The 12,526-nt window shown below is 32.7% G+C and carries 13 protein-coding genes and 1 riboswitch; of the genes, 6 read left to right on the top strand and 7 right to left on the bottom strand.

The genetic code is table 11. The features are described from left to right. Positions 1-282: 282 nt before the first annotated feature. Together JCM14822_RS01010 and JCM14822_RS01015 are read left to right on the top strand one after the other, a co-directional pair. On the top strand, positions 283-591 hold the full coding sequence (locus JCM14822_RS01010) for a DUF4372 domain-containing protein (RefSeq protein ID WP_054738859.1): 309 nt from the start codon (positions 283-285) through the stop codon (positions 589-591). Between the two features lie 231 nt (positions 592-822). Next, complete coding sequence (locus tag JCM14822_RS01015; protein WP_054738861.1) at positions 823-1,326, top strand: NUDIX hydrolase; 504 nt, start codon at positions 823-825, stop codon at positions 1,324-1,326. Between the two features lie 28 nt (positions 1,327-1,354). Here JCM14822_RS01015 and JCM14822_RS01020 read toward each other — a convergent pair whose 3' ends face one another. Together JCM14822_RS01020 and JCM14822_RS01025 are read right to left on the bottom strand one after the other, a co-directional pair. Beyond that, positions 1,355-2,539, bottom strand: a complete 1,185-nt coding sequence (locus tag JCM14822_RS01020; RefSeq protein ID WP_306307274.1) for a COG1361 S-layer family protein — start codon at positions 2,537-2,539, stop codon at positions 1,355-1,357. Continuing rightward, complete coding sequence (locus JCM14822_RS01025) at positions 2,512-4,545, bottom strand: DUF11 domain-containing protein (protein ID WP_054738865.1); 2,034 nt, start codon at positions 4,543-4,545, stop codon at positions 2,512-2,514. Before JCM14822_RS01025 ends, JCM14822_RS01020 begins: the two co-directional genes overlap by 28 nt. A gap of 286 nt (positions 4,546-4,831) precedes the next feature. Here JCM14822_RS01025 and mscL point away from each other — a divergent pair, with 286 nt between their 5' ends. Then, a complete protein-coding gene (gene mscL, locus JCM14822_RS01030) occupies positions 4,832-5,269 on the top strand; it encodes a large conductance mechanosensitive channel protein MscL (RefSeq protein WP_054738867.1) in 438 nt (145 codons plus the stop codon). 91 nt (positions 5,270-5,360) lie between these two features. Here the strand turns inward: mscL and JCM14822_RS01035 are convergent, their stop codons facing one another. Continuing rightward, positions 5,361-7,106 carry a methyl-accepting chemotaxis protein gene (locus tag JCM14822_RS01035; protein WP_054738870.1) on the bottom strand — a complete coding sequence of 582 codons (1,746 nt, stop codon included), beginning with the start codon at positions 7,104-7,106 and terminating at the stop codon, positions 5,361-5,363. Between the two features lie 477 nt (positions 7,107-7,583). On the opposite strand from JCM14822_RS01035, the gene JCM14822_RS24340 reads away from it, so the two are divergent. Both JCM14822_RS24340 and JCM14822_RS01040 read left to right on the top strand, forming a co-directional pair. Next, positions 7,584-7,700: a hypothetical protein gene (locus JCM14822_RS24340; RefSeq protein WP_242861366.1), complete on the top strand. Its 117-nt coding sequence runs from the start codon at positions 7,584-7,586 to the stop codon at positions 7,698-7,700. A 316-nt stretch (positions 7,701-8,016) separates the two neighbouring features. Further along, entirely contained in the window at positions 8,017-8,511 is a 495-nt protein-coding gene (locus JCM14822_RS01040) for a transposase (protein ID WP_172674743.1), read from the top strand. Between the two features lie 170 nt (positions 8,512-8,681). Here JCM14822_RS01040 and JCM14822_RS01045 read toward each other — a convergent pair whose 3' ends face one another. The 4 genes from JCM14822_RS01045 to JCM14822_RS01060 all read right to left on the bottom strand — a co-directional run bounded on the left by JCM14822_RS01045 (position 8,682) and on the right by JCM14822_RS01060 (position 11,743). After that, a complete protein-coding gene (locus JCM14822_RS01045; RefSeq protein WP_054738874.1) occupies positions 8,682-9,563 on the bottom strand; it encodes a MetQ/NlpA family ABC transporter substrate-binding protein in 882 nt (293 codons plus the stop codon). 18 nt (positions 9,564-9,581) lie between these two features. After that, positions 9,582-10,244, bottom strand: coding sequence for a methionine ABC transporter permease (locus JCM14822_RS01050; RefSeq protein ID WP_408606165.1), 663 nt, complete (start codon positions 10,242-10,244; stop codon positions 9,582-9,584). After that, positions 10,231-11,250: a methionine ABC transporter ATP-binding protein gene (locus JCM14822_RS01055; RefSeq protein ID WP_242861360.1), complete on the bottom strand. Its 1,020-nt coding sequence runs from the start codon at positions 11,248-11,250 to the stop codon at positions 10,231-10,233. The genes JCM14822_RS01050 and JCM14822_RS01055 overlap by 14 nt, the downstream gene beginning before the upstream one ends. A gap of 72 nt (positions 11,251-11,322) precedes the next feature. After that, positions 11,323-11,425, bottom strand: a riboswitch (SAM riboswitch). Between the two features lie 123 nt (positions 11,426-11,548). Then, on the bottom strand, positions 11,549-11,743 hold the full coding sequence (locus tag JCM14822_RS01060) for a hypothetical protein (RefSeq protein WP_054738879.1): 195 nt from the start codon (positions 11,741-11,743) through the stop codon (positions 11,549-11,551). 235 nt (positions 11,744-11,978) lie between these two features. Between JCM14822_RS01060 and JCM14822_RS01065 the strand changes: the two genes are divergently transcribed. Beyond that, positions 11,979-12,449 carry a staygreen family protein gene (locus JCM14822_RS01065; RefSeq protein WP_054738880.1) on the top strand — a complete coding sequence of 157 codons (471 nt, stop codon included), beginning with the start codon at positions 11,979-11,981 and terminating at the stop codon, positions 12,447-12,449. Positions 12,450-12,526 lie beyond the last annotated feature (77 nt).

A 12,526-nucleotide genomic window follows, 5' to 3' on the forward strand; every position in this document is an offset into this window, starting at 1 on the left:
TTGTTATTTGTTAAATTTTATCCTGATACGGTGGCCACCGTGATTTACCTCATTCTTAAAAGTTTCTTTAAAGACAACCCCTCTTGTAATATCATATGACCAATTTCTTATTTTTGTACTAAATATATCTATTTTTTCATTGTTGTTTAGTTACTAACTTTTATTTCCATTGACATAAAACAGTTACTATGTAAGGCTAAATTTCCATAATTTTAGACATGAAAATAGCCAGCATCCTGATGTTTAATATATTAGACCATACCAAACACAAAGGAGCTGGCTATGGACAATTATATTACTTTATTCGAAAAATTTATAGGTCTTATCAATTGGAAATTACTTCAAAAACATACTGTTAAACTAAATACCGATTTTAAAAAGAATAAATTTTTTACACATGAACACCTTGCAAGTATGATTTATTTTCATATTTATGAACATAATGGACTTCGTGATTTAAAACAATTAACTCTTGAAAAATTTGAAATAAAGATAAGCTTAATCAATTTAAAGCATAAAATAAAAAATCAGTTATTCAAATATGTAACCAAGATGCAATGCTATAAAACAGCATTATTTAGTAGTTCCTAAAACATGGAAAAGCGAATAGCAATCCAAGTAATTATACCCTTAGTGCATCTAATTTTACTGGATAAATATAGAAATTATCTATTTGAATCTGTAAAGCATATTTTAGAAGTATAAGTCAATGGAAATTTTAGTTAGTAACTAAACATTAGTGAATATCAATTATTTTTACACTTTTTATTTTTTTTGATATAATAGAATTTGACATTACACACAGGAAGGGTAGTTGATATTATGGAATTATGGGATATTTATGATAGTAATAAACAAAAAACTGGCCGTACAATGAAACGTAATGATTGGTGTTTAAAAGATGGCGAATATCACCTTACTGTACTAGGAGTTATTGCTAGGCCTGATGGTAAATTTTTAATTACAAAACGTATTATGACTAAAAACTGGGCTCCCGGATGGTGGGAAGTTTCAGGTGGGGCTGCCATAGCAGGTGAAACTTCTAAAGAAGCTGTTATGCGTGAAGTTTTAGAAGAAACTGGTCTCGATGTTTCTAACGCTGAAGGTGGTTATTTATTTTCTTACAAACGTGAAAATCCAGGAGAAGGTGATAACTACTTTGTAGATATTTATCGCTTCATTATGGATTTCAAAGAATCTGACCTTCATTTACAAGAAGCCGAAACAGCTGGATATCAACTTGCAACAGCTGATGAAATTGCCGCTTTAGCAAATCAAGGAATCTTCTTACACTATGATAGCATCAAAAAAGCCTTCCAATTATAATTGGAAGGCTTTAATAGTTATAGGATTTTTATCTACAACACCTACAATAATTATTTACTGTTAGAGTATTACGTGTTCGTAAAACTGTAAAATCTACTCGTGCAATATTAGTATTACTTTGACTTGAATCTGAGGTTGTACTTGTTACTATTACAATATTCGCATTTTCTCCCGTTAGAGCACCTGTTACTATACCTTTTATAGTAATTGTAACTGTTGAGCCTGCATTTAAGTTACCAATACCATATATACCATTCCATACACGCCATGGGCCATTATTTACACTATATAATTTTTCTGTAATCCCCATAGGTATTGTATCTATTACAGTTACATTTTCAGCTATGTCTGGTCCCTGATTCGTTACTGCTATAGTATATACAATCTCTTGACCCGGATAAAAGGCAATTTTATTCGCCTTTTGTGTAACAGTTAAACGTGCTTCTTGGATTGTTGCAATTGTTGTTGTAATTGTAGATGCGTTATTATTTGGATTTGGATCTGGGGTTGTCGCACTTACTCTTGCTGTATTGGTGATTTGTCCTAATGCTGTAAGTTTTACCGTTCCTCTTATTAAAATCGTTCTAGATGCACCATTTCCTAAATTTCCTATTGTATATGGTGAACTCCACGTAGTCCATGTCATACCATTATTCGTTGAATACTGCACTCTGGTAAGTTCACTTGGTATTACATCCGTTAAAGTCACTCCCTGTGCTGTGCTTGGCCCTGCATTAGCCACTACTATTGTGTAAGTGAGCCGGCTTCCTGGGGCAACTGACTGACTGCTTGCCGTCTTGGTAACACTTATATCTGCTGATTTTTCTTGACCAATAGTTGTTGTAACACTATCTGTATTATTACTTTCATCTTGATCTGGTGTCACTGAACTAACTGTAGCTGTATTTGTAATCTGTCCTATAGTGGCCGCATCACTTACAACACCTCTAACTAAAATCGTTCGAGATACACCCATAGCTAAATTTCCTATTAGATATGGTGATTCCCAAGAACGCCATATGCCTCCATTATTTGTAGAATACTGCTGATTGATAAGCACAGTAGGAAGCAAATCTGTTAGAGTTACTCCTTGAGCCGTATTAGGACCAGCGTTACTTACTACAATTGTATAAGTAAGTATGTCTCCTACCTCCACATTCTCAGTATCCGCCGTTTTAGTAACACTTATATCCGCTGATTGCTCTGGTATAATACTGGCGTTATTACGGAAGAAACATTATTAGATAAATCTGGATCTATTGAAGTTGAAGTAACTTGTGCCACGTTATTTACACTACTTGTTGTATTGCTTCTTACTGTACCCCTTAATAAAATTGTAGTAGAAGCTCCATTTGCAAGCGCACCTATACTATATGATCCCATCCAGTTTTTCCATGTTGTGCCATCATCTATTGAATACTGCACGTCTTGAAGATTTACTGGTATAACATCGTTTAAAATCACACCAGTTGCATTACTTGGACCTGCATTTGCTACAACAATACTATAAGTAATTTGATCCCCAGGAGCAAGACTTGTGCTTGTAGTTGTTTTAGCTACACTGATATCAGCCGCTGCTCTATTAATAGGCGTTACTACAGTTGCTGTATTATTATTAGGATTTGGATCTGTAGTTGTAGCTGTAACAATAACTGTGTTATCAATATTGCCTACTGCTGTACTCTTTACAGTACCTCTGTATAAAATTGTAACAGAATCACCATTTGCTAAATCTCCTATACTATATGTGGAAGTCCAGTTACGCCATGTAGTACCATTATCTATTGAATACTGTGGATTAGATAATTGACTTGGTACATTATCAATTACCCTAACCCCTGTAGCTGTATTAGGCCCTGCATTAGATACCACTACAGTATAATTTATAGTTGCATCAGGACTAACACTGGTGCTATCTGCCATCTTTGTAACACCTATATCCGCTGTTGGCGTCGTTGCAAAGGATACATCGAAACTAATTGTATCCCCCGCTTCTCCTACATTTGAAATACGAATGCCCATATCCGTACCATCTTCAAAGAAAATTGGGAAATCACTTGTTCCAGCTTCAGTACGTCCAGACTGTTGTGATAAGAAAGCCTCTTCTATATTGCCATCTGATGTAATAGTTGCATTCTTTACATATTTTCCTGACATATTCATCTTCAATTGATTTGTAGCAAACATTACACCTGGTCTAAATATATAAAGTTCCCATGGCTTACCATCAGCATTACCTTTTCCTGCTTTTTCTTCACTTACTCTATAAATGAGTAAGCCGGTTCCAGGTATATTACTATCTATACCTGCTTGGGTTTTAATACGATATTCTAATACTAAATATTGATTAGGATTAGATGTTTCAATCTTACAGCAGTTCATTAATGCACCAGCTGGCTCACTAAGAGGTATGAGTGTTACTCTCTGGGATAATTTAATGGTAGGAATATTAGTAATCCATTTACCATATTCATATTTACTATAAGCTGAAGTATTTGCTGGTGCTACTGTGCTAACCCCCATAGTATCCCATGTCCATACTGGTTTCTCATCTTGATTAGTATATGGATAATAATCTTCAAAACCCATTTGATGTAACATTTCATGTACAAGTAAACCTGTAAATAATGTATCATCAATCATAAATGCATATTCATCCACAGTCTTTCCACCAATTTTAACATCTGCACTTTCCATAGATGCATTATGTGGTGCTAGTAATGTGCCCCAGTAATTAGCTGCTGTTGGACCATGTATCACAAACGTAATGCTATCTACACTTCCATCATTATCAATATCTAAGTTTATACCTGCCTCTTCTATTTCATCTCTTACTGCAAGCACAGCATTTTTCAGCAGTTCTATTTCTCTTGTTCCCCTTGTATCTGTGGTATAACCATTTGGATTAGTTGCCTGATCATAGGGCAAATAATAACTTCTAGGATATACATCTTCATAAGACACTACTGAATTCCAGTTTTTTGAATAAAAAGTTGAAGTCACATTTACTTGACTATATGATGTTTGATGAAAGAAATTATATACAGAATCTGCGCCTTCTTCTGTACTATTAAAAAGTGCGTCATAATATGGTATAGTTCTTGTAAATTCTGATTCCCCTTGAAATCTAATAAAAATAACTATGTTGTTAATATTTCCTTGTAAAGGCATGCCGGCACGAATTGGAGTTATATAATCCATGTTAAATAAATATTTCATATACCTCTCATCTCCTATTACTTAGAACTATCTCCTATAAACATTTTTTTGACATATTCTCCTTTCTTTTCCCTATCAATACATTTTATGAAAATAACTATAACTTGTTCCTAAAATATTGGTACAACTATTAACTTTTGAACACCCTTCTAAACTTGCCAGCATAAAAACTATAAATGTTTGTTATTTTTTACTGCATGTTCTACTTAAAAATGTTATAATAATCTCTGTACTTATTTTAGAACTTATTTAAAGCGTATAATATTGATAGAAAGGCAGATTACAAATGAAAAACTTCATGACTGAATTTAAAAAATTCATCAGCCGTGGCAATGTAATGGACATGGCAATCGGTATCATTATTGGTGGTGCCTTTACAAATATTATTTCATCTTTTGTAGCAGATATTATTAACCCTATTTTAGGCTTATTTGGTGGTGTTAACTTTGACCAATGGCAGCTTCACTTACTTGGTGACGTGACTTTAAACTATGGCAAATTCCTTACAGCCGTTATTAATTTCTTAATTATGGCACTCGTTCTTTTTGTAATATTAAAAGCTTTTAATAAAACAGCACAAAAACTTACAAGACAAGCTCTAGATGCACCACCAACAACTAAAAAATGTCCTTACTGTAAAAGCACAATCGATATAGCTGCTACAAGATGTCCACACTGTACATCTGTACTAGAAGATTCAGCTTTCATAGCTGAAAATGCTTAATATAAAAGACGCCCTAGCTTCCTTCTAGCTTTGGGCGTCTTTCACTATTCTAATAAATTTATAAAAATTCTTATTGATTCATTTATAATTTCTATTTTACATTAAATTTCTCAATCATTTTTTGAAGAGACTCAATCATACTTGTTAATGTGCTACTAGAATTGTGTATACCATGAATAGATGCACTTTGTTCCTCTATACACGCTGAAGACTCTTCCATGGAAGCCGCATTTTCCTCAGCAATAGATGAAAGTTCTTCCACATTACTACTTACTATATTTTTTCTTTCTATTATAGCTTTTCCTATTTTTTCTAGCTTCTTAACTATTGTCCCCATACTTTCAGTAGCATCTACAATTTCACAATATTTCTCTTGTGTCATTTTTACATCTTCTATTTCCTCATCTAATATATGTTTGATATTACCTGTCACTTCTACTGCACTATCTATATCTTTTTGTAAGTTCATTATCTGACAATCTATTATTTGAGTTGAATTTTCCGACTCCTGCGCAAGCTTTTTAATTTCTTCTGCTACTACTGCAAATCCTCGTCCATTTTCACCTGCTCTTGCTGCTTCAATAGAGGCATTTAATGCAAGCAAATTAGTTTGCTTGGCAATTTCTGCAATCATATTACTTGCCTGGCTAATCTCCTTAGAACTTTTATGTGTTCTTTGCATATTTTCATACGTTTTAGTTGTTGCCTCATAATTAATCTTTATTTTATGTATTAACTCTTCTAAAACATTTCTTCCTTCGTCTATAGCATTAGACATTTTAATAGAAGCATTGCTAAGTAAATTAATATGTCTTTCTTCTTCATCTATTATATTTCCTAAGTCTTCAAGCTGCTCTCTACAATTTACTGTATTTTGAGCCTGAGTAGTCGCTCCTTGTGCAACTACTTGTATTGTACAAGCCATTTGTTCTGTAATTAAAGAGACATCCGAACAAGTATCTTCTAAATTGCCTGATGTCTTATAAACTTCTTCTGAAATATTTGTTGTAGCAATCACGACATCTTTTAAACTTTCTTGTATACGCTCCATAGCCTTAGCTAATTTACCTATTTCGTCTTTTCGCATGACTAAGGCTTGTGATATTGGTTTTGTCAAATTAAGCTGTGCTATTCTATTTCCTTCTTCAACAATCCCCAACATAGGCTTTATAATAGATCTTCCTAGGAAAGTAAGCACAATAAAGCCTACAATACAAGCTATTAATAATATCAATATAATTTGATGCATTAATTCTTCTTTTTGTACATTAAGTAATTTATTGGATTGTTCCATAGAAATGCCCACAAAAATAATCCCTATAACCTTTCCATCTTCTCCTACTATAGGTTCATAAGCTGTAGTATACTCCTCACCTTGAATATCTGCTTCACCAATGTACTGCTGTCCTTTTTCAATAACTTCATAAGCTGGAGACTTAGTATCTAAATAAGAATTAGCTATTCTTTTTTCCGTTTCTTCATCTATAATACTCGTTAATATTCTGCAATAGCCCTTATCATCATGAATAAATATAGTTGCAACAATCCCTAAGTCCTCAGAAATCCTATCAATCATCTCTTCTTGACTACTTACTAAACTACCATCTTTTCCTTTTAATTCTCCTTCTGAAAATGTAATACCTCCCATTGTACTTTCAATGTAACTTTGAACCGAATGAATATCTCCTTTTAATTTTTGCTCTAATAAGTTACTCTGCATTTTCCCCATCATATAATCAGCATTTATAATATCCAATGTACTTAAAAAAATCATTGGTATTAATGCTGTAATTACAAAAATAATACTAAGTTTATTAGTTAAATTTAAATTTTTCATTTAAAACTCCCCCATACTCTAAACTATTTTTAAAATTTTTTAGAATATTTAATTTCACTTTGTATCGACATTTTTTATTTCTTTCATTAGCATTATTATCTAATAAAATATATTTATTAAACAAAAGGGCCCACCACAAAATTTGGTTCTTACTCAACTTTGTGTATTTTAAAGATGGCTCGACAAAAAAGTGGTATTTTTAAATGCCATTTTTTGTTGAGCTATTTCCTATGTTTTTATGTTTTGATAGACTGATATTATATCACCGAAGAGTAACATTATAAATGAAATACAAAGAATTAAATAAGTACTTTCTCTTATAGGTGTAAGAATAAGTAATGATACTATTAAAAGAATTTACGATAAAATTATTATTGAGGATAATCCTGAAGTTGAAGCTATAGGTATTGATGATGTTGCTATTCGAAAAGGCACACCTATGCTACAGCAATTTATGATTTAAATGACCATCACCTCATTGCGTTACTAGAAGGACGAGATGCTCAGACATTAAAGACATGGTTAAAAGAACACAAAAAAATCAAACTTATTGCACGTGATCGAGCAAGTGCTTATGCTAAGGCAATTGATTAAATATTGCCTACATATACTCAAGTGGCAGACCGATTTCATTTACTTCAAAATTTAATCAATCGTATAAGGGACTTATTTAAGGTGAAATTGCCTAAAGAGATATTTATAAAAGATGGCAAGAGCTTGAAGGTAGCAATACTAAAGTTATTGCAGATGAATTCCATATAAATTTAGTTACTGCACGAAAATATGTTCAGATGACAGAAGAGGATATCCGTTTATTAGACTCCCCTAAAAAGATGATTATCTAAATATTATCTATAAAATGTTTTATGATAAAATAGATTCTGCCGTCATTTTATCATATGTCTTACGAATGGGCTATGATGGGAATTTAAAGACATTAGAAAACTATATCGCAGTACTTGCTAAAAATAACTTTAATAATGCATTGCATATAAATTGGGCATATAAAACAGAATACCCTAAAGAAATAATCGTTATTAAACGGCATCAAATATTAAGCTCTATTTTACGAAAAAGTTCAGGGAATATAGATACTGATGGGATAAAAGAATATATCGAAATCATTAAGAACTACTATGAGATAGTTAGTCTATTAGAAGATAGATATAATAGTTTTTATACGATACCTATGGGAAAAGACTCCAATCAATTAGATGGATTTATTAAAGCATATGAAACATTTTATATTAAAGTTTTTGTAGAAGGCATCAAAAAAGATATCGCCCCGATCAAGAATGCGATATCTCATAACATAAGTAGTAGATTTGTTGAAGGAAACAACAACAAATTCAAACTCGTTAAACGTATTTTATATGGTAGTTCCAATTTAGTCAACCTTTTTTAAGAAATGTTATGTAACATTTCAACTTAAAAGTACGAACTTTAGTTTACAAAACTACTAAAGGTGAATGTATTATATTAACACATTCACCTTTAGTAAAGTAGGTGCACTTATCCAAAGTTGAGTAGGAACCTAAAATTTGTAATGCTCCCTTTTATTTTTATCTTAAAAATTTATTTGCTCATACTTACTACTGAACCCTGATATTTCTCATCAATAAAATCTGCAATGTCTTTACTTTGTAAAACTTCTACTAAAGCTTTAACATCTTCTCTTCCCTCATCGCCCTCACGTACTACTAATACATTTGCATAAGTTTGTGCTGCTACTGAATCTGATTCTTCTTTTGCAAGGGCATCATTTACATTTAATCCACCTTGAAGTGCATAATTTCCATTAATTACAGCGAAATCTACCTCTTGTAAATTACGTACAAGCTGTGCTGCTTCAATTTCTACAATATCTACATTGTGAGGATTTTCAATGATATCTTTTTTAGTTGCTGCAAGTCCCGCATTAGGATCTAATTTAATGATGCCTTGTGTTTCAAGAAGTAATAACGCTCTTGCTTCATTAGTTGTATCATTTGGTACACCGATTTTTGCTTCCTCTGCAATTGCTGCTAAATCTGAACTCTTGCCTGCGTAAATGCCAAGTGGTTCATAATGAATAGCTGCAACAGATACTAAATGTGTCCCCTTATTAGCATTAAAATCGTCTAAGTATGGTTGGTGTTGAAAATAGTTTGCATCTAATGCCCCATCTTCAAGAGATGTATTTGGAATAACATAATCTGAAAACTCTTTAATTTCTAAATCATATCCTTTTTCTTTAAGCAAAGGTTTTGCTTCTTCTAATATTTCTGCATGAGGTGATGTAGAAGCCCCTACTATAATTTTACCTGTTTCTACTGTATTTGTGTCTTCTCCTGTTTCTTTAACTTCATTCGCTACTGATTGATTATCATTTGTAGTTGGTGCTGCACCTGCCCCACAGCCTGTTAAAAGTGAAAATGCTAAAAGTGATACTGCGCTTAATAAAATTGATTTTTTCATCTAAATCCCTCCAATAATCTATTTTCTTTTATCTTGTTTATTTGCTATTTTCATACCCACTTCTTGAATGCATTGCACAATTAAAATAAGGAGTATAACTGTTACAAACATAACGTCTGTTTGGTATCTATAAAATCCATAGCGAATGGCAATATCCCCAAGTCCACCTCCACTTGTAAAACCTGCCATAGCTGAATACCCTAATATAGTTGTGGCACTAATTGCTGCCCCTATCCATAGTGAAGGCTTCGTTTCTGGTAACATAACCTTCCAAATCACTTGCATTGGTGATGCCCCCATGGATAATGCTGCTTCAATAATTCCTTTATCTAATTCTTTAATCGAAGACTCTACCATACGTCCGATAAAAGGTGCTGCTGCTAAGACTAATGGTACTACTGTTGCTGTAGAACCAATTGTTGTTCCTACAATCTTTTTGGTCAATGGTTGAATAAATATAAGAAATATTAAAAAAGGTATTGAACGTATAATATTCACTATGAGATTTAAAATCTTATTGACTACTTTACAAGGCATTAAACTCGTATCTTCTGTTACTACTAATGCGATTCCCAACGGCAAGCCAATAACATAAGCTAAGAAGGTTGAAAAGAGAGTCATATAAAATGTTTCTAAAATCCCTTGTAAAATCATTACAAACATATCATTATCCCACATAATCATAAACCTCCTCTACCACAAGTTGTCTATCCTTTAAATTTTGTATGACTTTATTAGCCAACTGCTCATTTTCTGGTAATTGTATTACCATTTGTCCTAAGGCTTTATCGCCTACACGTTTCATGTCTGCATACATAATATTAACTGGCACCTGACACTCCAGAATCATACTTGCAATAGCTGGATCATATGCCGAAGTTCCATCAAATACAATACGGCAACATCTCTTACCTATAAGCTTTTCATCTGGTATGCCATTTGGATAAACCAGCTTCTCTCCTACTTTGCTCTTAGGATGTGTAAAGACTTCTTTCACTGTCCCCACTTCTGCTATTTTGCTTTCTGCAATAATGGCAACATGAGTACAAATTTGTTCAACTACTTTCATTTCATGGGTAATAATTACAATGGTAATTCCTAACTTCTCATTAATCTCTTTTAACAAGGCTAAAATTGCTTGAGTTGTACTAGGATCTAATGCAGAAGTTGCCTCATCGCATAAAAGAACTTTAGGGTTGGTAGCAAGGGCTCTTGCAATAGCTATTCTTTGCTTCTGTCCACCTGAAAGTTGTGAAGGATACGCATCTAATTTGTCACCTAATCCTACTAGTTCCAAAAGCTCCTTAGCCCGTTTCTTAGCCTCTCTCTTTTTAATACCTGCAATCTCCATAGGGAAACATACATTTTGTAATGCTGTACGTTGCATGAGCAAATTAAACTGCTGGAAAATCATACTCATAGATTGTCTTGCCAGTCTTAATTGCCCATCTGATAAAGTAGCTAAAGACTTGCCATCAAATAAAACTTGTCCTTCTGTAGGCCTTTCTAAATAATTGATACAACGTACTAGTGTACTTTTTCCTGCGCCACTCATGCCAATAATGCCATATATTTCACCTTTATAAATTTCTAGATTCACACCACTTAGTGCCGTAAATTTCCCTTGGTCAGATTCATATATTTTAGTGATATTTTTTAATGCGATAATTGGCTCACTTATATTCAAGCTTTTTCACCTCCATAATAGACAAAAACTTCCTTATCATATGATAAGAGGTTATTTATATACAAATACTCCATCTTATCTGTCAGAGTATTATTCTGTAGGATTTAGTACCTTACATTATTTGCTGATTGCTGAAACTTCATCAGGCCTTTCCCTCTATTCCTCTAGATAAGTTTTTATTCATTCTTTAACTTTTATTAATGAAATTTAGTATAACCACTTTTTCCAAAAAAGTCAATTATTTTTATATGATTAATCAGTTTTCAAAATTATTTCTTATTTTCTTTAACAATTTCTGCTATATATCTTTTTCAATAATTTTAAATTCTTTTAGCTGTATCTTCTGTTTTCCATCTTTATGAATACTTTCATAAATCAATTTAGCTCTATCTCTACGTCCTAACATCTCACTAGCACGTTCACTATACGCCAGTTCTATAATGCCACCAAACATATTAGAATGCTCTGCATGCTTGATTTCTGTAATTTTCATCTTGCAAAATATTCCATTAAAAACATTTGTTTTGCCTTATCTTGCGCCAAAATATTATCGCCTACTGCTATATGATGTACTGGCTTAATTTCATAAGCTAGTTGTCAACCTCTATGATTTGTAGATTTTCAATTCCACCATACCTTATAAGTAGTATTTTCTTTTCCTCTATTAGCAACTTTATTTAGCATTGTTCATATACTATATAAATCTACTTTTACTATGGAGGATTCCTATGCCTTTTAAAAGAAGTCGTCAAATCTTTGTAGAATATCGTGATAAGGTTACAAAAACTACACCTACTCAAAATCGTACTTATACAATGACGCATTCTGATGAAACTGGTGACCTTTTTGTAACCATCGGTTTAATTTATGCAGATGATATGACCTATGAAATACAAGATCAAGTTTACTTACGTTTTACACCTCTAGCAGATAAATGGATACTTTTAGGTGAAGTTTTAATTGATAGTGAAGATTTTGAAGGTAATAAACAAGTGCGTTATGATATATTCAAACGCAAAATGCCTCTTGCCTTACAAGCTATCTACACAGCTGACAAAGCATTCTTTGATGCCTATCCAGAGCTCAAAGATGCACCCATTCTTATCCGCTTTAAATCTACAGATTCTAAATACGATAAACTCTATGACTATGGTTCTATTGGGAATTATACAACATTCCAAAGATATCGCCCATTCTAGTCTATTGAATAGCTAAATAAAAAAGATGGTATCGCAAAATAATATTTTTTTGCAACACCATCTTTTCTATTTCTAAT

Origin of the sequence: Cellulosilyticum ruminicola JCM 14822, assembly GCF_001311925.1 — a bacterium.
Lineage (GTDB): Bacteria > Bacillota > Clostridia > Lachnospirales > Cellulosilyticaceae > Cellulosilyticum > Cellulosilyticum ruminicola.

What these genes read in the sequence shown, in the direction of transcription:
- JCM14822_RS01015 (WP_054738861.1), top strand. Translation starts at nt 823, where the DNA reads ATGGAATTATGGGATATTTATGATAGTAATAAACAAAAAACTGGCCGT.
- JCM14822_RS01025 (WP_054738865.1), bottom strand. Translation starts at nt 4,545, where the DNA reads ATGAAATATTTATTTAACATGGATTATATAACTCCAATTCGTGCCGGC.
- JCM14822_RS01010 (WP_054738859.1), top strand. Translation starts at nt 283, where the DNA reads ATGGACAATTATATTACTTTATTCGAAAAATTTATAGGTCTTATCAAT.
- JCM14822_RS01040 (WP_172674743.1), top strand. Translation starts at nt 8,017, where the DNA reads ATGGGCTATGATGGGAATTTAAAGACATTAGAAAACTATATCGCAGTA.
- JCM14822_RS01060 (WP_054738879.1), bottom strand. Translation starts at nt 11,743, where the DNA reads ATGAAAATTACAGAAATCAAGCATGCAGAGCATTCTAATATGTTTGGT.
- JCM14822_RS01045 (WP_054738874.1), bottom strand. Translation starts at nt 9,563, where the DNA reads ATGAAAAAATCAATTTTATTAAGCGCAGTATCACTTTTAGCATTTTCA.
- JCM14822_RS01035 (WP_054738870.1), bottom strand. Translation starts at nt 7,106, where the DNA reads ATGAAAAATTTAAATTTAACTAATAAACTTAGTATTATTTTTGTAATT.
- JCM14822_RS01065 (WP_054738880.1), top strand. Translation starts at nt 11,979, where the DNA reads ATGCCTTTTAAAAGAAGTCGTCAAATCTTTGTAGAATATCGTGATAAG.
- mscL (WP_054738867.1), top strand. Translation starts at nt 4,832, where the DNA reads ATGAAAAACTTCATGACTGAATTTAAAAAATTCATCAGCCGTGGCAAT.